Source organism: Nonomuraea sp. NPDC048881 (genome assembly GCF_040649795.1).
Classification (GTDB): Bacteria; Actinomycetota; Actinomycetes; order Streptosporangiales; family Streptosporangiaceae; genus Nonomuraea.
This window is the reverse complement of sequence record NZ_JBEZGC010000019.1, coordinates 12,142-37,759: the sequence shown is the minus strand read 5'-3', so window position 1 is coordinate 37,759 and position 25,618 is coordinate 12,142. Positions and strand designations below refer to the sequence as shown.

At 70.4% G+C, this 25,618-nt stretch carries 24 protein-coding genes; 9 read left to right on the top strand and 15 right to left on the bottom strand.

What is annotated here, in order from left to right; all coding sequences use genetic code 11:
- Positions 1-36 precede the first annotated feature (36 nt).
- Genes AB0C33_RS41500 through AB0C33_RS41480 form a run of 5 tightly spaced genes read left to right on the top strand, consistent with a single transcriptional unit; the run spans position 37 to position 7,070 of the window.
- A complete protein-coding gene (locus AB0C33_RS41500) occupies positions 37-1,659 on the top strand; it encodes an ABC transporter substrate-binding protein (protein ID WP_358298409.1) in 1,623 nt (540 codons plus the stop codon).
- Positions 1,659-3,527 (top strand): prolyl oligopeptidase family serine peptidase, encoded by a 1,869-nt coding sequence (locus AB0C33_RS41495; RefSeq protein WP_358298407.1) that lies wholly within the window; start codon positions 1,659-1,661, stop codon positions 3,525-3,527. The genes AB0C33_RS41500 and AB0C33_RS41495 overlap by 1 nt, the downstream gene beginning before the upstream one ends.
- On the top strand, positions 3,527-4,480 hold the full coding sequence (locus tag AB0C33_RS41490; RefSeq protein ID WP_358298405.1) for an ABC transporter permease: 954 nt from the start codon (positions 3,527-3,529) through the stop codon (positions 4,478-4,480). The genes AB0C33_RS41495 and AB0C33_RS41490 overlap by 1 nt, the downstream gene beginning before the upstream one ends.
- Positions 4,477-5,319 carry an ABC transporter permease gene (locus tag AB0C33_RS41485; protein WP_352365305.1) on the top strand — a complete coding sequence of 281 codons (843 nt, stop codon included), beginning with the start codon at positions 4,477-4,479 and terminating at the stop codon, positions 5,317-5,319. The genes AB0C33_RS41490 and AB0C33_RS41485 overlap by 4 nt, the downstream gene beginning before the upstream one ends.
- A 2-nt stretch (positions 5,320-5,321) precedes the next feature.
- Positions 5,322-7,070 carry an ABC transporter ATP-binding protein gene (locus AB0C33_RS41480; protein WP_358298634.1) on the top strand — a complete coding sequence of 583 codons (1,749 nt, stop codon included), beginning with the start codon at positions 5,322-5,324 and terminating at the stop codon, positions 7,068-7,070.
- On the opposite strand, the gene AB0C33_RS41475 is transcribed toward AB0C33_RS41480, so the two are convergent.
- The 10 genes from AB0C33_RS41475 to AB0C33_RS41430 form a co-directional block, all read right to left on the bottom strand.
- Entirely contained in the window at positions 7,067-7,642 is a 576-nt protein-coding gene (locus tag AB0C33_RS41475) for an XRE family transcriptional regulator (protein ID WP_358298403.1), read from the bottom strand. The genes AB0C33_RS41480 and AB0C33_RS41475 overlap by 4 nt on opposite strands.
- Positions 7,643-7,691: 49 nt before the next feature.
- Positions 7,692-8,510 (bottom strand): alpha/beta hydrolase, encoded by an 819-nt coding sequence (locus tag AB0C33_RS41470; RefSeq protein WP_358298401.1) that lies wholly within the window; start codon positions 8,508-8,510, stop codon positions 7,692-7,694.
- Between the two features lie 7 nt (positions 8,511-8,517).
- On the bottom strand, positions 8,518-9,240 hold the full coding sequence (locus AB0C33_RS41465; protein ID WP_358298399.1) for a GAF and ANTAR domain-containing protein: 723 nt from the start codon (positions 9,238-9,240) through the stop codon (positions 8,518-8,520).
- 100 nt (positions 9,241-9,340) lie between these two features.
- Complete coding sequence (locus AB0C33_RS41460) at positions 9,341-10,339, bottom strand: adenosine deaminase (RefSeq protein ID WP_358298397.1); 999 nt, start codon at positions 10,337-10,339, stop codon at positions 9,341-9,343.
- 2 nt (positions 10,340-10,341) lie between these two features.
- Positions 10,342-12,081: an adenine deaminase C-terminal domain-containing protein gene (locus AB0C33_RS41455; protein WP_358298395.1), complete on the bottom strand. Its 1,740-nt coding sequence runs from the start codon at positions 12,079-12,081 to the stop codon at positions 10,342-10,344.
- Positions 12,078-13,427 (bottom strand): cytosine permease, encoded by a 1,350-nt coding sequence (locus tag AB0C33_RS41450; RefSeq protein WP_358298393.1) that lies wholly within the window; start codon positions 13,425-13,427, stop codon positions 12,078-12,080. The genes AB0C33_RS41455 and AB0C33_RS41450 overlap by 4 nt, the downstream gene beginning before the upstream one ends.
- A gap of 216 nt (positions 13,428-13,643) precedes the next feature.
- Positions 13,644-14,519: a 1,4-dihydroxy-2-naphthoate polyprenyltransferase gene (locus tag AB0C33_RS41445; RefSeq protein WP_352320764.1), complete on the bottom strand. Its 876-nt coding sequence runs from the start codon at positions 14,517-14,519 to the stop codon at positions 13,644-13,646.
- A gap of 12 nt (positions 14,520-14,531) precedes the next feature.
- Positions 14,532-15,020, bottom strand: coding sequence for a GNAT family N-acetyltransferase (locus AB0C33_RS41440; RefSeq protein WP_358298391.1), 489 nt, complete (start codon positions 15,018-15,020; stop codon positions 14,532-14,534).
- Positions 15,021-15,184: 164 nt separating this feature from the next.
- Positions 15,185-15,337, bottom strand: coding sequence for a CGNR zinc finger domain-containing protein (locus AB0C33_RS41435; RefSeq protein WP_358298389.1), 153 nt, complete (start codon positions 15,335-15,337; stop codon positions 15,185-15,187).
- A gap of 213 nt (positions 15,338-15,550) precedes the next feature.
- Positions 15,551-16,954 (bottom strand): PLP-dependent aminotransferase family protein, encoded by a 1,404-nt coding sequence (locus tag AB0C33_RS41430; RefSeq protein ID WP_358298387.1) that lies wholly within the window; start codon positions 16,952-16,954, stop codon positions 15,551-15,553.
- Positions 16,955-17,207: 253 nt separating this feature from the next.
- Between AB0C33_RS41430 and AB0C33_RS41425 the strand changes: the two genes are divergently transcribed.
- From AB0C33_RS41425 to AB0C33_RS41415, 3 genes are all read left to right on the top strand, one after another.
- Positions 17,208-18,269, top strand: coding sequence for an EamA family transporter (locus AB0C33_RS41425; RefSeq protein WP_358298385.1), 1,062 nt, complete (start codon positions 17,208-17,210; stop codon positions 18,267-18,269).
- A gap of 95 nt (positions 18,270-18,364) precedes the next feature.
- Positions 18,365-19,387 (top strand): hypothetical protein, encoded by a 1,023-nt coding sequence (locus AB0C33_RS41420; RefSeq protein ID WP_358298383.1) that lies wholly within the window; start codon positions 18,365-18,367, stop codon positions 19,385-19,387.
- 9 nt (positions 19,388-19,396) lie between these two features.
- Complete coding sequence (locus AB0C33_RS41415; protein ID WP_358298381.1) at positions 19,397-19,795, top strand: ASCH domain-containing protein; 399 nt, start codon at positions 19,397-19,399, stop codon at positions 19,793-19,795.
- A gap of 360 nt (positions 19,796-20,155) precedes the next feature.
- On the opposite strand, the gene AB0C33_RS41410 is transcribed toward AB0C33_RS41415, so the two are convergent.
- Together AB0C33_RS41410 and AB0C33_RS41405 are read right to left on the bottom strand one after the other, a co-directional pair.
- A complete protein-coding gene (locus tag AB0C33_RS41410) occupies positions 20,156-20,398 on the bottom strand; it encodes a GntR family transcriptional regulator (RefSeq protein WP_358298379.1) in 243 nt (80 codons plus the stop codon).
- A gap of 42 nt (positions 20,399-20,440) precedes the next feature.
- Positions 20,441-20,917: a GntR family transcriptional regulator gene (locus AB0C33_RS41405; RefSeq protein WP_358298377.1), complete on the bottom strand. Its 477-nt coding sequence runs from the start codon at positions 20,915-20,917 to the stop codon at positions 20,441-20,443.
- A 110-nt stretch (positions 20,918-21,027) separates the two neighbouring features.
- Here AB0C33_RS41405 and AB0C33_RS41400 point away from each other — a divergent pair, with 110 nt between their 5' ends.
- Positions 21,028-21,327, top strand: coding sequence for a hypothetical protein (locus AB0C33_RS41400; RefSeq protein ID WP_358298375.1), 300 nt, complete (start codon positions 21,028-21,030; stop codon positions 21,325-21,327).
- Positions 21,328-22,104: 777 nt separating this feature from the next.
- Here AB0C33_RS41400 and AB0C33_RS41395 read toward each other — a convergent pair.
- From AB0C33_RS41395 to radC, 3 genes are all read right to left on the bottom strand, one after another.
- Complete coding sequence (locus tag AB0C33_RS41395) at positions 22,105-22,416, bottom strand: hypothetical protein (protein ID WP_358298373.1); 312 nt, start codon at positions 22,414-22,416, stop codon at positions 22,105-22,107.
- Positions 22,417-23,343: 927 nt separating this feature from the next.
- Positions 23,344-23,787 (bottom strand): transposase, encoded by a 444-nt coding sequence (locus AB0C33_RS41390; protein WP_358298371.1) that lies wholly within the window; start codon positions 23,785-23,787, stop codon positions 23,344-23,346.
- A gap of 705 nt (positions 23,788-24,492) precedes the next feature.
- The gene (gene radC / locus AB0C33_RS41385; RefSeq protein ID WP_358298369.1) at positions 24,493-25,149 is read right to left on the bottom strand and encodes a DNA repair protein RadC; all 657 of its coding nucleotides are present in this window, start codon (positions 25,147-25,149) and stop codon (positions 24,493-24,495) included.
- Positions 25,150-25,618: the final 469 nt, after the last annotated feature.

Sequence of the window (25,618 nt, the reverse complement as noted above, 5' to 3'; positions counted from 1 at the left end):
GCGGGTTGACCGGTCGTGTGAAAGTAGGGTCCCCCGGTGGCCGATCTGCCTGTCTCCCGGCGTTCTGTCCTGCGGTCCGCCGCCTTCGCGGGGGCGCTCGCCGTGCTGCCCGGCCTGCTGTCGGCGTGCGGGCCGGCCGAGCAGGAGGCGGGGACGGCCGCCAAGAAGAGCCTCGACGTCCTGCGCGTCGCGCTGCCCTCCTCCATCGGGTCGCTGGACGCGGCCAAGGAGGCGGGCATCATGAACTACGTCGTGGCCCTCCTCGTGCAGGAGTCCCTGGTCGGCGTCGGCCCGGACGGCAGCCTCCAGCCGTCCCTGGCCGAGTCCTGGGCCAGGAAGAACGCCACCACCTACGTCTACAAGCTGCGCCCCGGCGTGACCTTCTCCGACGGCAGCCCGCTCACCGCCGCCGACGTGGTCGCCAGCCTGAACCTGCACGCCAGGAAGGGCTCGACCACCGCCTTCGCCTACGCCTACGCCAACGTGGACACGATCGAGGCCACCGGCGACGCCGAGGTGACGATCAAGCTCAAGAGCCCCGACGCGGCGTTCGCGTGGGTGCCCACGCCCGGCACACTGCTGGTGACCAGCGCGAAGTTCATCGAGGCCACCGGCGAGCGCATCGGCACGCCGGAGGGCAAGCTGCTGGGGACGGGGCCGTACAAGGTGGCCGAGTTCGCCCCCGACTCGCACGTCACGCTGGAGCGCAACGACGCCTACCGGGGCGGCAGGCCGGCCTTCCGGCAGATCAGGATCGACTTCATCCCCGAGGAGTCCACCCGGCTGCTGGCCATGCGCGGCGACAACGTGGACGTCGCGCTCAACGTGCCGGCCGAGCAGATCGACCAGTGGAAGGCGGTGCCCGGCGCGCAGGTGCTGACCGCCGCCGACCGCTCGCTGGTCACGCTGGCCTTCAACACGGCCAAGAAGCCCTGGGACGACGTGCACGTGCGCCGGGCCGTCGCCCACGCCGTGGACCGCGAGGGCATCGTCAGGAGCGTGCTGCGCGGCCACGGCAAGGTCGCCACCGCCGTCCCGGACCCGGCCCAGTGGGGCGGCGTGCTGGACGAGGCCGAGGGCGCCGCCCTGTACGCGGCCATCCCCCAGTACGGCTTCGACCTGGCCCAGGCCAAGGCCGAGCTGGCGAAGTCGGCCACGCCGCAGGGGTTCGCCGACACGCTCACCTACCCGAGCAGCGGCCCGCAGCTCGGGCGGGCGGCGCTCACCCTGGCCGAGAACCTCAAGACCATCGGCATCACGCTGGAGGTCAAGGAGGTGCCGCTCGAACAGTGGATCGCCGACCTCGGCAAGCACGGCTCCGGCGTCTACCTCGGCTGGTACTTCGCCACCACCGGCGACCCCGCCGAGTACGTCCAGCAGCTCCTGCACGGCGGCGCCACCGGCGAGAACGGCACCAACATCGCCGAGTACGACAACGCCGAGGTGACCGGCCTGCTGGACCAGGCCAAGGCGGGCACCGACGACGCCGCCCGGGGCAAGCTGCTCGGCCAGGCGCTGGTCAGGGCGGCGGCGGACGTGCCGTACCAGCCGCTGTGGTGGGGCGAGGCGGCCACCGCGTTCGGCAGGGCGGTCGCCGCCGAGGGCTTCGGGCCCTACTTCTTCGTCGGCCCGTGGGCGACGAAGGTGGCCGCACGCTGATGACCGACGCCATCCACGCGAGCCGGACGGCCGGCACGCGCGACCCCATCGACGTGCATCAGGCGCTGGCCGGGATGCGTTATCCCGAGTCGGTGTCGCTGCACCCCGGCGGCGACCGCGTCGCCTGCGTGATCGACGGCGTCGCGTACGTCGTCGGGCTCGACGGCGCCATGGAGGCCGCGGGCGACTGCCACGGCCCGGTCCGCTGGCTGCCCGACGGGCGGCTGCTGCGCACGCCGTCGCCGTCCGAGCTGGCCGTCGAGGGCTGGCGGGCCCGCGTGGACGGCGAGATCGAGGACCTGATCCCCGGCGACGACGGCACCGTCCTGGTCCGGCTGGCCGACCCCGGCAGCGAGCGCGACGGCAGCCACCTGGGCCTGCGCGTGCACGACCCGTCCGACCCCTTCGTCCTGACGCCGGGCGGCCGGCTGCGCCGCCTGGCCTGGTTCGAGATCGGCGACGACCGCCCGCGCCGGCTCGCGCTGCCCGGCCTGACCGTGTGGGACGCCGACTGGCGCGGACGCCGCGCCCTGGCCGTGACCTCGGAAGACGAGACGCCCGCCGGGTACTACCGGCCCCGGCTCGACCTGGTCGAGGACGGCGAGGTGCGCACGTTGCACCGTACGTCCTGGCAGCTCGCCCGGCCCCGGCTGGCCCCGGGCGGACGGGCCGCCGTGGTGGTCGAGGGGCTGTCGATCGTCTCGGGCCGAGTCCTGCGGGCCGACCTGGTCACGGGGGAGGTCGCCTACCTGGGCGACCTGGACGACGTCACCGACCTCGGCTGGCTGGACGACGACACCCTGTGGTTCACCGGCTGGTCGGGCACCGGCGTGCACGGCGGGGTGCTCAGCGCCGCCGACGGCCGCGTCCTGAGCCGCTGGACGGCCCGGGGAACGCTGGGCGGCCGCGACGGCCAGCCCTCGCTGTCCGTGGACCGCACCGGCACGGTGGCCGCGGCCTGCTGGGAGAGCCCCGAGCAGCCGCCCGAGGTCGCCGTGGCCGTCCTGCGGGAAGGCGACTGGCGTGCGGTCACCGCGCTCAACGCCGGGCTGGCCGGGCTGGCGGCGCACCAGGAGGAGATCACCTGGACGGGCCGCGACGGCCTGCCGGTCAGCGGCCTGCTGCTCACCACCCCCGGCGCCGGAGAGGGACCCAGGCCGCTGGTCGTCATGGTGCACGGCGGGCCCACCTGGTTGTGGTCCAGCTCGTTCGCGCCCGCCGAGTCCAACCAGCTCGCCGTGCCGCTCGCGCACGCCGGCGCCGCCGTCCTGCTGCCGAACCCCAGGGGCAGCAGCGGCCGCGGCCAGGACTACGCCCGCGCGGTCATCGGCCAGGTCGGCGCGGCGGACCTGGACGACGTGCTGGCCGGCGTGGACCACCTGGTCGCCACGGGTGTCGCCGACCCCGGCCGGACCGCGGTCATGGGCCTGAGCTACGGCGGATACCTGACCGCCTGGGCCGTCACCCGCACGAGCCGCTTCCGCGCCGCCGTCGTCATGTCCGGCGTGAGCGACTGGCTGAGCTTCTCCACCGCCAGCAACCTCGCGGGCGGCTTCGACCCGCTCTACCACGCCGGGGCCGACCCGGCCACCAGCGAGGGACGCGAACGCCTGGCCGCCCGCTCACCCGTGCACCACGCCGCCAAGGCCGCCAAGGCCGCCACCCCGACCCTGATCCTGCACGGCGAGCGCGACCGCACCACCCCTCCCGGCCAGGCCGAACAGCTCTATCGTGCCTGGTCGGCGGCGGGCGTGAGCACTCAGCTGGTCCTCTACCCTCGGGAGGGTCACGAGCTGGTCGAGCCCGCCCACCGCAGGGACGCGGCGGAGCGCGTGATCGGCTGGCTGACCGGGGGCGGGGTGTTGTGATGGGCTGGGCCGGGTTCCTGCTGCGCAGGTCCGCGGGCACCGCGGCCGTCGTGCTGCTGCTGTCGGCCGGCGTGTTCGGCCTGCTCTACCTGGCCCCGGGCGACATCCAGCAGACCCTGCTCGGCACCCGTCCGGCCACCGCCGACACGATCGCCGCCCTGCGGGGCCGCTACCACCTCGACGACCCCGTCGCCGTCCAGTACCTGCGCTGGCTCGGCGGCGTGCTCGGCGGCGACCTCGGCACCTCCATCAGGACCGGCCAGCCGGTCGCCGGGATGCTCGGCGAACGCCTGCCGCGCACGCTCGTCCTGACCGGCTACGGCACGCTCCTGGCCGCGCTGGCGGGCCTGCCGCTCGGCGTGCTGGGCGCGCTGCGCAAGGGCCGGGCGAGCGACCGCCTGGTGGTGACCGCCGGGGTGGTGGGGCTGAGCGCGCCGCCGTTCGCGGTCGGCCTGCTGCTGCTCGTGGTGTTCGCGCTCGGGCTCGGCTGGTTCCCCGTCTACGGCACGGGGGAGGGGTTCGCGAGCGAGTTGTGGCACCTGACGCTGCCCGCCGTCGCGCTGGCGGCCGGGGCGGCCGGGATGCTGCTGCGCTTCAGCAGGGCCGCGCTCGTCCGCGAGCTGGACCAGGACTACGTGGTCTTCGCCCGCGCCCGCGGCCTGAGCGCGCCCGTCGTGCTCGGCTACGCCATGCGCAACTCCCTGGTGCCCGTGCTGACCGCGGCCGGGCTCGTCGTCACCGGCATGCTCGCCGGGACCGTGCTGGTGGAGGTGACGTTCGCGCTGCCGGGGCTCGGGTCGCTGCTGGTCGACTCGGTCACCTTCAAGGACGTGCCGGTGGTGCAGGCGCTCGCGCTGCTGCTCACCCTCCTGATCGCCGCCGTCAACCTGCTGGTGGACGTCGCCTACTCGGTGGCCGATCCGCGCGTGCGGCTCGGCGGGGGCGCGTCGTGACCGCGCCGGCCCGCACGCGCGGGCGTGCCGTGATCCGCCGGTTCCCGATCGCCGTGCCGCTGGCGCTGGCCGTGCTCGTGGTCGTCGTGGCCGCCGCCGCGTTCGCGCCCTGGCTGGTCCCCGGCGCCACCGCGCAGGACCTGATGACCGGCATCTCCATGCCCGGCCCCGGCCACCCGCTCGGCACCGACGACCTGGGCCGCGACGTGCTGAGCCTGCTCGTCGCGGGGGCCCGCACGGCCGTGCCGGGGGCGTTCGCCGTGGCCGCCGGCTCCATGCTGATCGGCAACCTGCTCGGCCTGGCCGCCGGCTACTTCGGCGGCTGGACGGACACCCTGGTCATGCGCTGGGCCGACCTGATGTTCTCGCTGCCCGCGCTGCTGGTCGCGATCGTCGTGGCGGGCGTGCTCGGCGGCGGTTACGGCCTGGCCGTCGCCGTGCTGGTGGTGCTGTTCGCGCCCACCGACACGCGCGTGGTGCGCGGCGCGGTCCTGGAGCAGCGGCACCGGCCCTACGTCGAGGCGGCGCTGCTGAAGAACCTGTCGTCCTGGCGGATCATGACCCGGCACATCTGGCCGAACATCGTCCCGGTCAGCCTGGCCTCGGCCTTCCTGAACTTCGCCTTCGCCCTGGTCTCGCTGTCGTCGTTGTCCTTCCTCGGCCTGGGCGTCCCGGCCGGATCGCCCGACTGGGGGCGCACGCTGGCCGACAACCGCACCCAGCTGCTGGCCAACCCGTGGGCGGTCATCGCGCCCGGCCTGGCCGTGATCGTCACCGCCGCCGCGCTCAACCTGGTGGGCGACTGGCTGCACGAACGCTTCGAGCGGAGGGCCCGGTGACCATGCTGCGGGTGGCCGACCTGACCGTACGGCAGCCGGACACCGGCCGTACGCTGCTGTCGCAGGTGTCCTTCGAGGTCGCCGCCGGCGAGTCGGTGGCGATCGTGGGCGAGTCCGGCTCGGGCAAGTCGCTGACCGTCCGCGCGCTGCTCGGGCTGCTGCCCGCCGGGCTGGAGTCCACCGGCCTGGTCGAGATCGACGGGCGACGGGTCGACGACGACCCCAGGGCCAGGCGGCGGCAGCGCGGCGGCACGGTCTCGCTGCTCATGCAGGACCCGTTCACGCTGCTCAACCCCCTGCGCAGGGCCGGAAAGCAGATCGCCGACGGCCTGCCGGACGGCGCCGACCCCAAGATCGAGGTGCCGCGGCTGCTGGCCGAGGTGGGCCTGCCGGGAGAGGTGGCGGGCCGCTACCCGTTCCAGCTCTCCGGCGGCATGCGGCAGCGGGTGGGCCTGGCCTGCGCGCTGGCCGCCGCGCCGCGGATCCTGCTGGCCGACGAGCCGACCACCGCCCTCGACGCCACCACGCAGCGCGAGGTGCTCGCCCTCATCCGCCGCATCCAGCGCGAACGGGACATGACGTTCCTGCTCATCACCCACGACCTGCGGCTGGCGTTCTCGATGTGCGACCGGGTCGTGGTCATGTACGCGGGCCGGGTCATGGAGGTCGGGCGCGCCGCCGAGCTGCGCAAGGAGCAGCGGCATCCGTACACGCGGGCGCTGCTGGCCGCAGAGCCGCCCGCCGACCGGCGGCTGCCGGTCATCCCGTCCGTGCCGGGCTCGGTGCCGGCTCACGACGCGGTGGCCGGGCGCTGCGGGTTCGCCGACCGGTGCGCGCACGCGGGCGAGGAGTGCCGCGCGGGCGTGCCGGCCCTGGTTCCGGTGCCGGGCGCGGAGGTTCGCCTGTCGGCCTGCGTACGGGCCGCCGCGCTGCCCGAGGCGCCGCCGCCCCCGCCGGGCGTGCCGTCGCCGCCGCGCACCGCCGCCGCGCCGCTGCTGGCGGTGACGGGCCTGCGGAAGACGTACGCGGGCGCGTCGCGGCCGGCCCTGGCCGGCGTGGACCTGACCGTGGCGCCGGGCGAGGTCGTGGCCGTCGTCGGCGAGTCGGGGTCGGGCAAGACCACGCTGGCCCGCTGCGTCACCGGCCTGGAACGCCCCGACGCGGGCGTCGTCACCCTCGACGGGCTCGACTGCTCCGACCCCAGCCGCATGTCCCGCCAGGCGGTGCGCCAGGCCCGCCGGACGGCACAGATGATCTTCCAGGACCCGTACTCGACGCTCAACCCGGCGCGTACCGTCGGTGCGACGCTCAAGGAGGCGCTCGCCGCCGACGGACGCCCCACGGACGTCGGCGCGCTGCTGCGCCTGGTGGGCCTCGACCCCGCACTCGCCCACAAGCGCCCGGCCGGCCTGTCGGGCGGCGAGCGGCAGCGCGTGGCCATCGCGCGGGCCGTGGCCGGCGAGCCCCGCCTGCTGGTCTGCGACGAGCCCGTCTCCGCCCTCGACGTCTCCGTGCAGGCGCAGGTGCTCACCCTGCTCGCCGGGCTCAAGGAACGCCTGGGCATGGGCCTGCTGTTCATCACGCACGACCTGGCCGTCGTCCGCCAGCTCGCCGACCGCCTGTACGTGTTGCGGGCCGGCGAATGCGTCGAGACCGGCGACGTGGACCGGGTGCTGGACGCCCCCGCCCACCCCTACACCCGCGAGCTGCTGGCCAGCGTGCCCGACGGAAGCAGCCGCTGGCCCGGCTAGTCGTAGGAGATCAGCGTGAGCATCCGGCAGCCGCGCTCGCCGGTGGAGTAGACGTGGTCGACCTCGGCCCCGAACCGCACCGCGTCGCCCTCGCCCAGCCGCACCGACCACGAGTCGCTCTCGACCGTCACCTCGCCGGACACCACGTAGGCGTGCTCCACGGACCCGTGGCCGTGGGCGCTCCTGGCGCTGCGCGTCAGCGGCGGCAACTCGCCCTCGGCCAGCTCGAACCGCCGCCGGTCGGCCGCCGCGAACAGGCCGCGCACAGTCGTGTCGCCCACCGCCACCGGCAGGCCCTCGCTCCTGCGCAGCACCTCGGGCTCGGCGAGCCGGGTACGGGTCAGCTCGGCGAAGGTGAGCTCCAGCGCCCCCGCCAGCCGGGTCAGCACCTCGATCGTCGGGTTGGCCACGCCGCGCTCGATCTGTGAGATCAGCGCCTTGCTCACCCCGGTCAGCTCGGCCAGCTCGCGGACGCTGAACCCCCGGGCCAGCCGCGTGCGCCGCAGGTTGCCCGCCAGCGCGCCGCGCACCCCGGCGGCCTGCCCGTTGGTGACCGCGAGTTCCTGCCGCACGTGGTGAGTCCTTCCTGTCCCGGCGTCCACCCCCATCATGCCCTGCGCGTCAGGCCGTCTTGTCCAGGAAACCGGACACCGCGGAGACGAACGCGCCCGGGTCGTCCACCCACGGGAAGTGCCCGGCGCCGGGCAGCGTCACCGGCGTGGCGTCGCGGAACAGGGCGGCGAAGGGCCGCGCGTAGAGGCGGCAGGGGTGGACGTCCAGGTCGCCGGTCAGCAGCAGCGCCGGGGCGTCCAGCGCGGACAGCCCGGCCCCGACCTCCTCGGGCGTCACCGGGGACGGCGCGTAGAAGCCGTCCGCCGCGGCCTCGACGCACTCCTCCTCGGCACTGGCGGAATGGGCCGCGGCGCGTTCGGTCCAGGGGCCGTAGAAGAACCGGTGGCGCTCCACGCCCTCGTCCGCCAGGAACTCCGCCAGGGCGGCGGCGTACCACGGCTCGTGCGCGCGCAGCTCCAGACCGGCCTGCCAGTCCTCCTCGGTCGCCATGAAGCCGACGGCGACCGGTGAGGGCGCGACCAGGCACAACGACCTCAGGCGGGCCGGATGCAGCCCGGCGTACCGGACGGCCACGTTCGCGCCCGCCGAGTGCGCCAGCAGGTCCATGCGATCCAGCCCCAGGTGCTCCCGCAGCGCCTCGACGTCCTCGGCCAGCCGGTCCCACCGGTACGTCCCGGGGTCGGCCGGGATCGCCGAGTCGCCGGTGCCCCGGCCGTCCAGCCGGATCAGCCGCCGGGGCAGGCCGCCGAGGTCGCCCAGGTAGCGGGAGGCGCGGCCCGGACCGCCGGGCACGCACACCAGCGGCTCGCCCGTCCCGGATACGTGGTAGGCCAGCTCGGTCCCGTCGTGGGCGAGAAAGGAGGGCATGGGGCGATTATGCCGGGTGCCCGTGGTCGTCGGGCGGCGGATCCTCGAACCGCGGCCGCTGCGGCGGGCCGCCGCTCACCGACCGGACGATCGTCGCCGCGACGTGGTGCACCTTGAGGTTGCGGTCCTGGGAGACGTTGCGCAGGATCTCGAACGCCTGGTGCGCGGTGCACCGGCGCTGCGCCATGACGATGCCGATCGCCTGGTCGATGACCGGGCGGGTGCCGAGCGCCTCCTTCAGCTGCGCCGCCACCTCCCGCGTACGGGCCGCGCCGATCGCCACGTCGAACAGCACGCCGATCGTCGCGGCGCTCACCTGCGCCGCGACGTGCGTCCGCGCGGCGAAGCCGCCCGCGCCCGCCGAATAGAGGTTGAGCGTGCCCAGCAGCCGCCCCTGGGAGGTCAGCGGCTCGGCGTGCAGGCTGAGGATCCCGTGCGGCTGCGGGCAGAAGGACCCCCAGCGGGCGTCGCCGGCCGCCAGGCCGGCCGCCGTGACCGCGCGCCCGGCCTCGATCGCGTCGAAGCTCGGTCCCCGCCCGGCCGCCGACTGCATGCCGTCGAGCATCCCGGCGCGGGCGTGTGCGCACGCCGCCGAACGGATGCCGCGTTCGGTGCACAACGTCACGCTGACCAGCGGAGAGTCGGGCATCGCACGGGCGGCGACGACGACGCTCCGCGCCAGTGCCCGTTCGAACTCGTCGATTCCGGCCGGAACAGCGGTCCTGTTCAACAAATCCCTCGCGCTCGGCTGCGGCTCACGCCTGCGACCAGACAGCCTGCCCCTCCAGCGGGGTTCTAAGCGGCCCCCGCCGGAGGTTTCCCGGGACTTCTCAGGCGAGGTAGGCGTCGACCTCGGCCAGGTAGGCGTCCTTCAGGTGCCGCGGCAGCCAGGTGATCTCGAACGCGTTGCGCTCCAGCCGGGCCAGCTCCTCGCGGGTGAGCTGCAGCTCCTCCTGCAGCGCCACCAGGTTCTCGCCCACGTACCCGTTGAAGTACGCCGGGTCGTCGGAGTTGACCGTCACCCGCACGCCGAGCTCCATGAGCTTGCGGATGCCCTCGGCCTTCATGGAGTCGGTGACGTACCCGTTGGAGATCGGGCAGCAGGTCAGGCCGATGCCGCGGGCCAGCACCAGGTCCACCAGCCGCTGGTCCTCCAGGATGTTGACGCCGTGGTCGATCCGGTCGACGCCGATCTCCTCGATCGCCTGCCGGATGTGCTCGATCGAGTTGTCCTGGTCGACGTCGCAGTGCATGGTCAGCAGGTAGCCCTCCTGGCGGGCCCGCTCGTACACGGCGGCGAACTTGGCCGGCGGGTTGCCCTTCTCGTCGGAGTCCAGGCCGATGCCGACGATCCACTCCTTGTACGGCAGCGACTCCAGCAGCGTCGCCATCGCGTACTCGGCCTGGAAGTCGCGCAGGAAGCACATGATGAGCTGGGCCCGCACGCCGAGCTGCCGGTCGGCGTCGATCAGCGCCCGCCGCAGCCCGCGGATCACCACGTCGAACGGCACCCCGCGCGAGGTGTGCGCCTGCGGGTCGAAGAAGATCTCGGCGTAGCGCACGTTCTGCTCGGCGGCCTTGCGCAGGTAGGCCATGGCCAGGTCGTAGAAGTCGGGCTCGGTGCGCAGCACCTGCATGCCCTCGTAGTAGACCGTGAGGAAGGAGGGGAGGTCGTCGAAGGAGTAGGCGGCCCGCATCTCCTCGACCGACGTGTAGGGCAGCGCGATGCCGTTGCGCCGGGCCAGGTCGAACTTGAGCTCCGGCTCCAGCGTGCCCTCGATGTGCAGGTGCAGCTCGCACTTGGGAAGACCGGCGATGAAGTCCTTCATGATCAAACCTCCGTGAGGATGGGGTCGACGACCTCGAGCCGTACGCAGTCGACCAGCCCGAGGTCGGTGACGGCGTAGTCGGGGATCGCGGTGATCGACAGGAAGAACAGGTACATCAGCGGCGCCGGCAGCGTGCAGCCCAGCTCGCGGGCCAGGTCGTCGAGCCGCTCCTCCAGCACCGCCATCTCGGCGGCCGGCAGGTCGGAGACGATGCCGCCGACCGGCAGCGGCAGCAGCGCCCGCACCTCGCCGTCCACCACCACGGCCTGGCCGCCGCCCTGCTCGGCGACGGTGTTGACGGCCAGCGCCATGTCCTCGCGGGAGGCGCCCACGCAGATGATGTTGTTGTCGTCGGGCGCCGCGCTGGTGGCGATCGCGCCGGCCCGCAGGCCCATGCCGCTGACCATGGCGACCGGCTTGTTGCCGGTCTTGCCGTAGCGCTCGACGACCGTGACGAGCAGCGCGTCCTGCTCCACGGACGGCTCCACGACGCCGTCGCTCACCGGCAGGGTCACGTCGCGCCTCCTGCGGACGAAGACCTGCTCGGTGAAGCCGAGGGTCAGCACGGTCGCCTGCTCGCCCTCGGCGCGCAGCACCAGGTCGCCGGCGGTGACCGGGGCGATCGGGAACGGCCGGACCGGGCCGCGCTCGGGGGCGGGCGTCGGCGTGACCATCCGGCCGTCGCGGGCGGCGGGCACGCCGTTGGCGATCACCTCGCGGACCCGGAAGTCCGCCAGCGAGTCGACGATCAGGACGTCCGCGAACCGGCCGGGGGACAGGCTGCCCACCAGGTGGTCGACGCGGTACATCTCCGCGCAGTTCACCGTGGCCATCTGGATCGCCGTCACCGGGTCGACCCCCGCCGCGACCGCCATCCGGACGAGCTTGTCCATGTGGCCGCCCGCCAGCACGTCGGCGGCGTGCACGTCGTCGGTGCAGAACGCCAGCCTGCGGGCGCCGGCCAGGGCCACGGCCTTGATGTTCTCGTCGAGGAAGTGGGCGACGGAGGACTCGCGGATGATGCCGTACATGCCGCGGCGCAGCTTCTCCAGCATCTCCTCGTGCGAGTACGACTCGTGGTCGAGCCGCACCCCGGCCGCCGCCAGCCCGCTGATCCGGCGCGGGTCGGACAGCGGCGCGCAGCCGAACACCGGCAGGCGCCGCTCCCGAGCCAGGTCGAGGGCTTCCATGACGGCAGGATCGGAGTGTTCCACCATCTCCTGGACGGTCTCCCAGATCCCCACACATTCCGGCCATTCGTGGGCGATCCTGTGCTCAGCCGGACCGAACGGATGCCCGACGGTCGACTCCGGCACGGTGTAGGGCGCCTTGGCGGGTGCACCCCACCAGATTCGCATGCCGGTCGCCGCCGACTCGTCCAGGAAACGCCGGACGCCCGGCAGCCCCTCGGCCACGAGGATCTGGTCCAGCCCCGACACCACGCTCGTCGTGCCGAACGGCACCACCAGGTCGGCGAAGCTGGTGACCGACAACTTGCTGCACTCGATGTGCAGGTGCCCGTCGATCAGGCCGGGCACCAGGTAGCCGCCGCGGGCGTCGATCACCTCGGTGTCCGGGCCGCGCTCCAGCACCGGCTCGACGGCGGCGATCCGGCCGCCCACGATGCCGATCTCGGCCGGGTAGAGCTCGCCGGTCAGCACGTTGACGAGCGTGCCGTTCGTGATGATCGTGTCCGCGGGCCGCCGCCCGTACGCCACGTCCAGCAGGTCGCGGTCCATCATGCCTCCACAGTCCGTACGGCGGGCCGCGGCACGAGCAGCGCGTACGCCGCGCCGGCCACCAGGAAGCCCGCGAAGATGCTGAAGTCGCTGCCGCCCGTCGCCGCCGACAGCGGCCCGACGAAGACGGCCGAGTTGATCCACAGGGCCGCCGCCACCATGCCCAGGACCTGCGCGATGATCGCCGGCCACCGGACCTGGCCGGGCGCCTGCTCGTCGAACAGCGCCTCGGCGTCGTAGCGTCCCCTCCTGCGCAGCCAGTCGGTGATGTAGACCCCGGCCCAGGGCGCCAGCCAGATGATCAGCAGCGCGAGGAAGTTGTTGAGCATGGTGTTGAAGCTGTTCGAGGTCACCGCCACGAACGTGATGAGCACGCAGAGCACGAGGTCGCCGACGACCGCCACCCAGCGCTTGACCTTGATCCCGGCCGCCTGCAGGTTCAGCCCCGAGGAGTACAGGTCGGTGGTGTTGACCGCGAACAGCGACACGATCGCCAGCAGCAGGTACGGCACCACGAACCACTGCGGCAGCGCGCCCGGCAGCCCCGAGATCGGGTCGGTGTTGTCCTTGACCACGGTCGCCACGGCCGCCCCGAGCGTCATCAGCAGCACGTACGGGACGAACCCGCCCAGGGCCGCGTACCCGAAGACCGCCTTCCTGGAGGAGTTCGCCGGCAGGTAGCGGGAGTAGTCGCCGCCCAGCGGCCCCCACGACAGCCCGCCCGCCGACATGATCATCGCGATCGCCATCGTGAACGTGGCGAAGTCCGCCGACCCGCCGCCGCCCCCGAGCTCCACCTTGGGCGCGATCAGGATCGCCATCAGGCCGAACAGCACGACGAACACCCAGGTGAAGTACTTCTGCGCCTTCATCACCGCGGCGTGCCCGATCAGCGGCAGCACGAGCTGGATCGCCGCCGCCACCAGGATCACCACGACCTTGAGCCCGAGCCCCTGGTCGCTCACCCCCGCCTGCTCCAGCAGCGACAGCGCCGCGAACGTGATGAGCACCATGCCGCCGGCCTCGAAGCCCACCATGTTGAGCCAGCCGAAGAAGCTGAGCACGCGGGCGCCCTTGGGGCCGTAGGCGGCCCTGGAGACCGCCATGGTGGAGGTGCCGGTGGCCGGGCCCTGCAGGCTGGTCAGGCCGACCAGCGGGAACGACAGCAGGTTGCCGATGACGATCGCGATGACCGCCTGCGTGAAGCTGAGCTGGAACGCCGCCACGATCGTGATGCCGTAGACGAGGGTGAAGATGCCCATCGTCGTCCCGGACCAGAGGAAAAGCAGGTCACGCGGGCGGCCGTACCTTTCGCCGGCCGAGACCAGTTCGATCCCGCGTTGTTCCATGGCCCCTCCTGAGGGTCGCTGGGTGTGTGCGCACACAGTGAACCGTAGGGGGGTGACCTGGTGAGTTATCGGGACATACGAGCGTGCTGGGAGCCAGTTGTGCCCCGGCTACAAAGTGATCGCCAAGCCAACCGCCGTACCTGGCTAGAGAGTGATCGCCAGGCCGACCGCTGTGACTGGCTACAGGGTGATCGCCAGGCCGACCGCTGTGACTGGCTACAGGGTGATCGCCAGGCCGACCGCGAACAGCAGGCCGTACGCCATCTGCAGTTTGCCCGTCTGCTGCAGGACCGCGATCAGCGCCGGCCCGACGGCCTTGCCCAGCACGGTCCTGATCGGCGTGACCGCGAGCGGCGCGGCCAGCGCCGCCAGCGCCGCCCACGGCGTGACCGCGATCATCGCCAGCGCCACCACGAACGGCACCACCTGGCACAACACGTACAAGGCCCGGGTGCGCTCGGCGCCGAGCACCACCGCCAGCGTGCGCTTGCCCGACGTGCCGTCCGTCTGGACGTCGCGCAGGTTGTTGACCACCAGCATCGAGCAGGACAACAACCCCACCGGGATCGAGGCCAGGAACGCCGTCCAGCTCAGCTGCTCGGTCTGCACGTACGCGGTGCCCATCACCGGGACCACGCCGAAGAACACGAAGACCGCCAGCTCGCCCAGGCCGCGGTAGCCGTAGGGCCGCTTGCCGCCGGTGTAGAACCAGGCCGCCGCGATGCACGCGACCCCCACCAGCAGGATCCACCACGCCCGCGTCACGACCACCAGCACCAGCCCGAGCACCGCCGCGACCGCGAAGCAGCCCAGCGCCGCCGTCAGGACCTGCCGGGGCGTGGCCGCCCGCGAGCCGACGAGCCGCATCGGCCCGACGCGCTGGTCGTCGGTGCCGCGAATGCCGTCGCTGTAGTCGTTGGCGTAGTTGACGCCGATCTGCAGGGACAGCGCCACGAGCAGCGCCAGGACCGCGCGCCACCAGACGAATCCGCCGTCGCCGATCGCCACGCCCGTACCGACCATGACGGGGACTACGGCGTTGGGAAGCGTGCGCGGGCGCGCGCCTGCGATCCACTGACCGGGGGTTGCCATGCTGTCGAACCTCTAGCTGATATCCGTGGTGAGCCTGACCATGCGGATCGGACGGCCCATGTCGAGGACGCGTTCGGCCATGTCCTCGCCCCAGCCGGCCGACTCCAGGAAACCGAGCACAGCGTAGTTGTCGGCGAACACCCAGGTGACGATCTGGCGGAAGCCGTCCTCGCGCAGGTAGTCGACGGTGGCGTTGAGCAGGCGGCTGCCGTGGCCGCGGCGGACGAAGTCGGGATCGACCAGCAGCGTCAGCATCTCGGCGACCCTGCTGGGATCCAGGTCGGGATCCTCGGCGGGGGCGTGCGAGGCCAGCCCCACCACCCGCTCGCCGCCGCGCGGGGTCGTCAGCGCCGCGCTGCCGCCCGCACCCAGCGCGGGGAAACCCTCGGTGTCGAGGATGGTCTCCACCGCGACCAGCACCCGGCACGAGGGGCCGGGCGGGGCGACGATCGCCTCGTCCCACTGACGCAGCCACATCTTCTCGGCCGCCGGCCCCGTCATCTGCTCGAGTGGGCCTTCCGGGAGGAACTCCCGATATCCGTAGCGCCAGGCGCGGATCTGAGTATTCGCAACCTGGAGAACATCCTCGCGCCGGGCCGCCCGGACGCCTACGTCTGCCATCTCGGCCCGCTCCTTCGCCTGCCGTTCGTGCCACAAGGCACGAGTTACACCGTATCGGTGTTTGAGCCTTGGAGATGACGCGAACCCCGCTTCCACGCCCGGTATGCGCGTGTCTTGGTGTTGTCACCGCATACCCGCATCGAACACCATGAGCGCGAACGATTCCCGGACACATCGCTGAACACCCGCCGACACATTCCCCCACCCGTACGACGACCCGCTCCAACGGTCTCCGCCCGCCCGCCGCCGCCAGCCGTCCGCCCATCTGCGTCCGCTCTTCCGCGCGTGTCGATCGCGCGTGTCGATCCCCGCCCACCGACTGAGGCGGGGCGGCCCGTGGGGCGGTGATCGCGGCCGGGCGCGCCCGTGTCGCCCGAACCGGGCGTCCCATCACCGGACCGGGCGTCCCATCACCGGACCTGTGCGTCCAGCGCCCGCCCGAGCCTCCGCACCCCCTCCGCCAGGACCGTCAGGTTGGCGGCGGCCATGTGCGTCACCCTGATCCGCGGGCCCGGCGGCTCCGACGGGTAGTACATCCGCCCTGGGCTCACCAGCGTCCCGTACCGCCGGGCCGTCTCGACCAGGGTGTTCTCGTCCACCTCCGCGGGCAGCCGCAGCCACAGGTGCAGACCGCCGATCGGCAGCAGATGCACCTCCGCCCCCGGAACGTGGGCCGCCAGCGCCGCGGCGAGCGCGTCCCGCCTGGTCGCGATCTCGGCGTGCACGGTGTTCAGATGCCTGCCCCACGCCGCCGAGCCCACGAACTCCAGCGCCGTCTCCTGCAACGGCCGCGCCACGAAGAACGACTCGACGAGCTGGCTGGCCCGCAGCCGGTGCGCGGCCGGCCCACGGGCCACGACCGCGGCCACCCGCAGGCTGGGGGACAGGATCTTGGTCAGCGAGCCCACGTTGACGACCGTGCCGTGCGCGTCCATGGAGGCCAGCGACGGGGGAGCGGCGGGGGACAGGTAGCGGGCGTAGTCGTCCTCGATCACGAACGCCCCCGCCGCCCTGGCCACCTCCAGCACCTGCGCGCGCCGCTCCAGGGGCAACGTCGCGCCGGTGGGGTTGTGCAGGGTGGGCTGGCAGAAGAACACCCGCGCGCCGGTGACGGCGAACGCCTCGGCGAGCAGGTCCGGCCGTACGCCGTCGCGGTCCATCGGCACGGCCGTCGCCCGCAGCCCGGCCGCCTTGGCCGCCGCCAGCGCTCCGGGATAGGTGGGCGTCTCGACCAGCACCGGCGTCCCGGGGGCCGCCAGCGCCCTGAACGCGTGCGTCAGCGCCGCCTGGCCGCCGCTGACGATCAGCGCGTCCGCCGCCGTCACGTCGCCCCCGGCCTGGCGGGCGAACCAGCCGCGCAGCTCGTGCAGGCCGTTCAACGGCGGCGTCGCCCAGACGTCCGGACGGCGCACCGCCCGCGCGGCGGCCGCCGCAAGCTGCCTGTCCGGCCTCAACCCCGGGTTCAGGTAGCCGCCGGTCAACGGCACCACCTCCTCGGGCGGCTGCGCGAGCAGCGCCGCCACCGACCCGTCGTCCACCACCCGGTCGCCGAGGGCGACCGTCTGCCAGGACAGGTCCAGCGGGTCCTGACCGCGCACCACCTGCCGCGGCGCCACGAACGCGCCGCTTCCCGGACGCGACACCACCCGCCCTTCGGCGGCGAGCTGGCCGATGGCGCGCGAGACCGTCACGGGGCTGACGTTGTGCCGCCGCATGATCTCCCGGCTGGACGGAAGCCGCGCACCAGGCCCCAGACGGGCGGCCTCTTCCCGCAGTATCGCAGCAATCTGGGCGATACTGCTATCGTTGGTCATGAAGGATAAGGATAGCGCTACCGCCCAAAACGCAGTAGCACCTCCACCCACCCCTCGCCCCAAGACAACCCCCACCCCACCTCCCGCCCCGGGCTCTCCCGCCCCCGGCTCTTCCGCCACCCACAACCAGCCGGTCGCCCCTCAGAACCCGGCCACCTCTTCCAGTCCGTCCGACAGGACCAGCACCTCACCCTCCCCCTCCCCAGCTCCTGCCCTGGAGCCCGCCGCCCCTCCCGCCTTCTCTCCGGCCCTCTTGAAGGGACCCGCCACCTCCAACGGCACCGCCACCTCCAACGGCACCGAGATCTCCAAAGGCACCGCCACTTCGAACGGCGCTAGGGTCTCGAACGGCGCTGCGACCTCGAACGGCGCCGGGACCTCCAACGGCGCCGGGACCTCCAACGGCGCCCCCACCCTTCGCGACGCCCTGAAGGGCGCCGGCGGAGCCGCCCGCGCCCGGCAAGGGACGATGCTGGCCTTCCTGGGCGTCCTGGCCTTTTCCGGCAGCTTCCCCGGCACCGTCTACGCGATGCGCGGCTTCGACCCCTGGCTGGTCGCCATCGGCCGCGCCGCCGTCGCCGGCCTCATCGCCCTGGTCTGCCTCAAGGCCGCCCGCCTGCCCCTCCTCCCGCCACGCCGCCACTGGCCCTCCTACGCCGTGATCTCCCTGGGCGTGGTCTTCGGGTTCCCGGTGTTCAGCAGCCTCGCCCTCGACCTGGGCGCCAGCACCTCCCATGCCGCCGTGGTCATCGCCCTGCTCCCCGCCGCCACCGCCGCCTGCGCCGTCGTACGGGCCGGCGAACGCCCCCGCCCCCTGTTCTGGGCCGCCTGCGCCGCCGGCGCCGCCGCGATCATCGCCTTCACCCTCACCCGAGGCCAGGCCGGCGCCGCCTGGCCGGACCTGCTCCTGGTCGGCGCCCTCCTGTCAGCCGCGCTCGGCTACACCGAAGGCGGCCGCCTGACCAGGACGACCCCCGGCTGGCAGGTGATCAGCCATGCCCTCGTCCTCTCCCTCCCGCTGACCGCCGTGATCACCGCGGTCCTGGCCCTCACCACCCCCATCACGCCGACCGCCCCCGCCCTGGCCGGCTTCGCCTACGTGGCGCTGATCTCGATGTTCCTCGGCTTCATCCCCTGGTACGCCGGCCTGGCCAGAGGCGGCATCGCCAGAGCCGGCCAGACCCAGCTGGCGCAGCCGCTGCTGACCCTCATCTGGGCCTGGGTCCTGATGGGCGAACGTTTCGGCCCGGCCACCGTGGCCGCCGCACTCGCCGTCCTGGCCTGCGTCGCGGTCACGCAGCGCACCCGCTCGTAGGGAAAGGCCTGGCACGACGACGTGCGCACCGGGCCGCGGCGAAGCTTGCATGGCGTGACGCCGCCACGCAGGATGGCAGGGGAGGTGTCACAACCATGGCGGACCTCACGATCCCGGAAGGCGGCTTCTGGCCCGCGCCGGAGATCCCGCAGCCCAACATCTATCCGATGGAATGGCGCGTGGAGACCGAGAAACTCGCGGCCATCTACGAGAAGTCCAAGCGCAAACTCTGGAACCCGGCCGACCTCCCATGGGACGGCCTCGACCCGGACGACTTCACCCGCGAACAGCGCCTGGGCATCATGTACTGGTTCGCCGTCCTCGCCAATTTCGACGCCTCGGGCCCGGCCGTGTTCGCCCGCGCAACCATCCAGGCTTTCGAGAAACACGAGGAAGACCCGGTCCGGAAGTGCTTCTTCTCCATCACCCGCGACGAGATGAACCATGAGGAGTGCTGCCAGCGCACCATAGCCCGGCTGTGGCCCGGCGGCCCCCTGAACTGGACCCCCGAAGACGATCTCGAAAAGGCCGCCCACAACAACATCGGCTGGCTCTATCACAACGGCGGCCGCTACTGGAACGGCTACACCAGCGCCGTCGGAAGATACTCGCTACCGGTCCTGTTCACGAGTTTCATGATGGGCGAGATGGCCGCCTCCACGCTGTTCAGAGGCATGGCCACGGGCACCCGGCATCCGGTCTTCGGCGAGATGTTCCAGCGCATCGGCCTCGACGAGTCCCGTCATCTGCAAATCTGCATGACAATTCTGGAGAACGAATGGCCGGGCCTCACCGACGAGACCCGCAGCCTCATCACCCGCCAGCTGCGGGCCGGTTTCGTGTTCCTCTCCATGATTCTCTGGGAGCCTCCGGAAGGTTTCTGGGAACTCCCGCCCTACTTCCTCGACAACCACCGCGTCCTGATGGACCACGCCAGGGAAGCGGGACTGGGCGTGCTGTCGTACGAGGAACAGAAGGAGAACTGGCGCGTGGCCATGGCGAAGGTCCGCGCGATCGTCGAACGATGGGGCATCGCCTTCCCCGCCATTCCCGAACTGGACCTGGAAGGCGTCGAGGTGAACGTCATCGACCCGGAGGAGATCATCCCCGTCTTCTAGAATGCGCGTATGTGGCCCCGCATCGACGGACGCAGAGTCCTCGCCCTCGGCACGCCCGGCAAGGTGCGCACCCTGCTGACCGACCTCACCCTCTCAGGCGCGAAGACCGCCACCGCCGGTCTCCTGCCCCTCGACTACGGGGCGGAGGGCGAAGAGGTCGAACACGTCGGCGAACACCTGATCCTCGTGAACGACGCCGGCGAGAAGGCCGCCACGATCGAGATCACCTCAGTGGCGCTGGTGCCGTTCGCCGAAGTGCCGTGGGAGTTCGCCGAGGCGGAAGGCGAAGGATTCACCTCGATCCAGCACTGGCGGGACGTCCACCAGCGCTACTGGTCATCCTTGGGCCACGAGGTGAACGACACCTCCACAATCGTCTGCCTCCACTACCGCCTACTCCCCGCCTAGCCCCCGCGCCCAAAAACACGAAGCCCCCAAACACAACCAGCCCCTGAACAACCACCTCCAACCGCACCGCCCCTCAACCCACGCTTGGGAGGAGCGCGCCCATCAACCACCTATATTCAGACCCCGACCACGCCCCTCGGCCAAGCATCCGCCCCTGGGACCGAGCATCCACTCCCGGCCAAGCATCCGCCTCCCGCCAGGCACGCATTCGCAGGCCCTCGGACTCAAGCCCTGCTGCAAAGGCGATACAACTCGCGCCGCCGTCACCCCGCACCGGCGCCCTCAGCGAACCGCCCCGCCCAACTCCCGCGTACTTCCCCCTCCGTCGTTCCCTGTGCCGTCGTTCCCTGTGCCGTCGTCTCACACCCCATCCATGGCGCCTCCGACGAACGTCCCCTTCCCTGCCACTGTGTGCACGAGCTGCCGCCGACGCAGCTCCCGCACCACGTTCCGGACGGTTGACCGCGCCACGTCGAACTCGGCCTCCATGGCCAGCTCGCTCATCACCGCCTCGCCGGCCAGCAGCTCACCTCTCAGAATCTGACCCTCGATCATCTCGGCAATCTGCACATAGATCGGCACAGGGCCGTCTCGGTCGAGCATGCTCATACCTTAGACGTCTGGATACAAGCAGATGAGTGAATCTCAATCCTGGGGCCACGACTCTTCCGGCGACACGTAACTCCCACGCTGCGGCACGGTGTAGATCCACCCTTGCTCTCGCAACAACGCCATGGCCCGCCGCACCGTCTCCCGCGCCACGTCGTACTGCTGCACCAACGCTGTCTCACCCGGGATCGCCCGCTTGGGCTGGAAATGCCCCGCCCTGATCTGCTTGGCCATATCGGAAGCGATCTGCCGATAGAGCGGCACTTTCCGCTGCTTACGCGGTGCTTCATCAGGCGCGCCGACGAACGTTCCCTCGCCCTGGACCGTGTAGATGAGCCCTTCCTCGCGCAACACGTGGATGGCCCGGCGGGCCGTCGTCCGGGCGACCCCGAACTCGTGCTGAATGTCGGCCTCGCTCGGCACGGGATGCCCAGACACGAGCCCCTCGACCCGCCGTCGAAGGATCTCCGCGATCTGTACGTAGATGTGGGTGTCGCCGTCGTAGTCCAGCACACCGGCAACATAGACGAAGGTGTACGAGCCCTCCCATATCCTCCTGCCTACTCAGACAGAGTCATCTTTCTGAATAGACGATCGGATACAACCAGACGTATTCTCCGGTCATGGCCGTACTCTCCCTGGACTACGAACCCTGCATGGGCATCCACCTCCCAGAACCCCGCCCAGGCCGCACAGCCATCCGCTGGTATCCCACCCGCTCCCCCTACGAACGCGTACGGGTCCGGGCATACACCTGCCACTGCGAGCCCATGATCTACGAGCTCTGCCAGATCGGAGGGCAGCGCTTCATCCGCCGAGCCCGCAAGAATGGCAGCATCCCGATCCTGGAGGAGACCTTCCGGGGCTCCGCCCTCAGAACCCAGCTGCTCTGGGACTGTCTGCTGACCGGCAACGCCCGATAGCCCGGGCACGCGCCAGACCAGCACTCACCTTCGGCTCATCCTCTAGGCGTAGAGAAGCCCCCGCCCCTGAGTCGCTACCTGCAGCAGCACGAACCCCGCGTTGTTCGCTACCTGAGGCAACCTATCGGGAGAGCCTGACAAAACCAGCCCTCCCGCTCGAACGCACCCCCAAGGCTCCCTGTGCCGCTCAAGCGCGGCTCTGCGGCCCTGCGTAGGCCCCCGCGGACCTATTCGTCTCGCGACACGAACAATGTCTACTTACGTGCGGTTGTCTGGTTGGCCGGCAGCGCCGGCCAACCACGATGGCGGCACCTCTACAAGCCTGCAGTTGCACACCAGGGCTTGCCGAGACCCTTTGCCCCCTGAAGATGTTCATGCGCCATCCTGGGCAACGTTCAACGGCCCGGTCGCTGTACTGCAATTCGCCAACAAGCTGTCACTCAAGCCCGATTTTCCTGACTAATAGGGACGCGTTGGCATTCCGTCCGAAGCTAGGCCGAGAAGAGAGAAGTAGGAGCCACAGTTTCGAAACGGCTTTGCACGCCATCTCGAAGACGGCACACTGTTCCTCGCGGCCATCACGTTGGCTCCTTCGTTCTCGGACAAGGCCCTAGAAGGAGCACGGGATGGCCGTCACCATTTCCCGACGCCTCTCCTGGCCGATCCGGTCCAAACGAGCTCTGAAGATGACCTCCAGCATCATCGCCATCAAATGTTGGAGCAGCCGAGCGACCCCAACAAAGAGCCTCCGACTCAGACCGGGGGGCTCAAGGCCGCTCAGGCATTATCTTTCGCCAACAGGCGATCCAGTCTGAGCCCGAGATCATCGAGCTGGAACCGTAGCCTCTCAAGCATCGTCAACGTCTCCGCCAGGCTGGCCTTGCAGCTCTCGTCGAACCGTTCGCGAAGGCGCGCGATCTCGAAGTTGAGGATCTCAAAGTCACGACCGACCCCTGAGCGAACCTCGACGATCTCCGCCCTCGCCGTAGCCAGCCCTGCCAACACCGCATCCCGCCCACCCGTGCACGAGCGAGCCTCCAGCGCCTGCAGACGGAGTTGCAGATCGAGGATCTCCACCTCAACGTTCAAGTACCCCTACCCCCTACCAGCGGTCGACAAGGGAGCCCTCCCACAGCGGCCGGCCCCCACTTGCTGCGAGCACATATTGGCAAGACGTCCCTGCCTGAAGCGATCCCCGACAAGCGCCCCGGAGTGGTTTTCTTCCTCCGCCCACCGACGCTTTTCCAGTGAACATCCCCATCCGCCCGCCTTGTCGGGGGAAATAAGACCACCTAGATAAGGTGGATCAATCTGCCGCCGCCCGCGGCAAAGGGCCGCAGTCGGGCCGGAGCGCTTAAATGAGCAGCCAGATCGAAGGTACGCCATCGTTCAGCCTCGCTCGCCCGCCTGTAGAAGCACGCAGAAGTGCGGACGTAGCACCGTCATGTCCTGCCATGCCTGGCATATAGTTGGATATGAGATAGCAGCCTCCCGAAACAGGGACCGCAGAATTGGCTAAATGCGTGGGCATCACACCCTGCTGTCTGGCCCACCTCCCGACGTACAGGCGAGCCGTTGGTAAAAAGCGGAAGCTGGGTCTCGCCCGGACTGCTACACACAATATTCGTGATCACTATTTTGCACACAAAGTGACCGTCGACCAGGACGTCACGAGGTCTTCGCCGCCTCGTCGAGTGCGGCCCCCCGCGCCGCTCGGCGCCCAAAGCCACGACCGAGGCGCCCAGGCCGCCACCGCACTCGCCGCGCCCCTTGTCCGCATTGGCGCGACCTGTCAGCAACTGAACAAGCTCGCTCACCCCCACCAGTGACCCTCCGAGCGGAGGTAGGCGATGATCAGCCGGACGCTTGATACTTGCCCGTGGGCTGGATGGATCCCATAGGCGAAGCACCACACCGAGTCTTCCGCCGCCCCTTGATCACACAGCCGATCAAGTCGGGACGGCAGGCCCCTTCCCAGACAACCAACAGGCGCCTGCCGGCACCAGCGCCCTCACATCAACCCTTACGTTTCCCCATCTTGATCACCTCGGTCAGCCGGAGTTCCAAGCTCGCCAACACCGGATCTCTCTGCTGTACCGATCCGGACCCCGGCTCGCGAGCAGCCCCAGCCGACGGCCCGATGTCGTAAGTCACCACAGCGCCAGGGTGCACCACAACATCCCCGTTCACGTGCCTGCCGAAGCCTTGCGCGGCCTGCACATCCCTGAGCAGACGCCCCCAGGTTCCGTCCGCCGCCCAGCGGCGCTGCCGTTTGTAGACCGTGATCCAGCATCCGAACCGATCCGGGAGGCTGCGCCAAGGCGACCCGGTTCGCGCCTGGTACAGCACCCCGTTGATCAGCGTTCGCTGGTCTCCGTGCCGCCGGCGTCCAACGTCGCCGTCAGGCAGCAACGGCACCAGCCGTTCCCACTCCGCATTCGTCAGGTCCGTATGGCGCATTTATCCCTATCCTCGGCTGCTTTCTGCTCTCACCCTCGTCACCAGGACAATAAGGACGGCCATCGCAAGCTCCTTCGAATAGCAACGATTCAAGGGGTGAAGGAGGCCCGCAATGGCCGCAGGAACCAGTGTGCCTTCTCCGTCATGGCCAGCGCAGCAGATCGGCAAGGATTGGCCAAAATTCTCGAGCACCTGTGACGAGGACGTAGGCCATCAACGACTTTTCCTCATGACTACCGTCTTGCGCTCAACAGTAACCTGTAACCCGAACGGTCACCATTTTAGAGATGATGGACAATCCGGCCCATGTCCTTTGAGTAGTCAAGCGAGCCTCGGACATGCGATCTCTCCCGGCGCCACCCGTCAGGCTTCCTTGGCGGACTGACGGACGGACGGGTGCAGGTGCAGGCTTCCGTGTGCTGCCAGCCATCGAGCAGACTCAGGGGCCGCGGTCCCTTCTTTGCCGCCGACCTCTCGCCCCACGAAATCTATTCGCAAGAAAGGAGAACGTGGTCCCGTGCTCTCCCGGCTGTGCGGGACCACGCCTGAATGAGTGTGTTGGCCGGCCGACGTCCATTACGGCCGCAACTCGTGCCATTAGGCTCTCATGGCCGCCTCATGTGTTTCTCCTGTTCGACTGCCGGAGGAAGGGGCCTTTTGGGCGCCCCGCGTTAATACGTCCGCGGAGGTCCTGGATGAAATGATTCACATGGAGATCCGCCTCCAAGCCGCATCCGTGATGATGAGATGGTCGAGGAGACGTAGCCCCACTGTCCGGGCCGCCTCGGCGAGGCGGGCGGTGACTTCCAGATCGGCCTCGCTGGGATCGAGAGAGCCTCCAGGGTGATTATGGGCGACGCCGAACATGGCGCCACCGGTGGTGAGCACAAGGGAGATCGTCTCCCGCACGGGCACCGTCGTGTGATCGGCGCCACCCTCTGTCAGCACCGAACGTTTCAGCACACCACCGCGCGTATCGCACACCACCACGACGAAGCGTTCATGCCCGAGGCCACGCAGTAAGGGGGCGCAGACCTTCGCCAGGTCGGATGTGCTGGCGATGCGCATCCGCGCAGGTTCCGACGCCGCACGTCGTACGAGATGAAAGGCCGCCGCCACGCGCGCGGCCTTGGCCGGCCCTATGCCTCGCAGTCTGAGCAGCCGGTGCGGATCAGCGCGCCCGAGCGCATCGAGATCGCCGCAGTGTTCGATGACTTGACTGGCCAGTTCCAGCGCGCTCGCCCCGCGGAAGCCGGAGCCGAGCAGAACGGCCAGCAACTCCCGGTCGGCAAGCGCCGCCGCGCCGCTCGACATGAGCCTTTCTCGCGGCCGATCGCGCTCGCACAGATCTTTGACTCGCATTCGCAACCTCCGCACCCGTTCTATCAACGAGGACCGACAATCTCAGGCTCTGATATCCAGGGCCGATAAGGACGCAGTGGGCGGATATATCGCGCTTGAGCTACGTTGATGGCAACCGCGATCCACGAATGCGAAGAATGACCGTCTTCGCAATGCCGTGACGCAGATCGAGCCAGCCAGCGAGTGATCTTGCGTGGCATGATAAGAGAGCTGTTCCCCAGCCACCGCATGGTCGCCAGCTGGAACACGCGGCGGCGTCGATGTTGGGACCATTGACGCTGGTGGGTGCTCTAGGCGCTCGCCCCGGGGCGCCCGGCAGCGCCACTTACGATCTACCGCTTGCTCTCGACCGCTCTTGTTCGTCCGGAAAAGTGACAGAATGCTCGGACATCAGATTCTATGTAGAAGAAATAGGTCTGATATCCGGATTTCTGTCATTCAAGCCCATGGTTCCAGGGGCCGTGTTGAT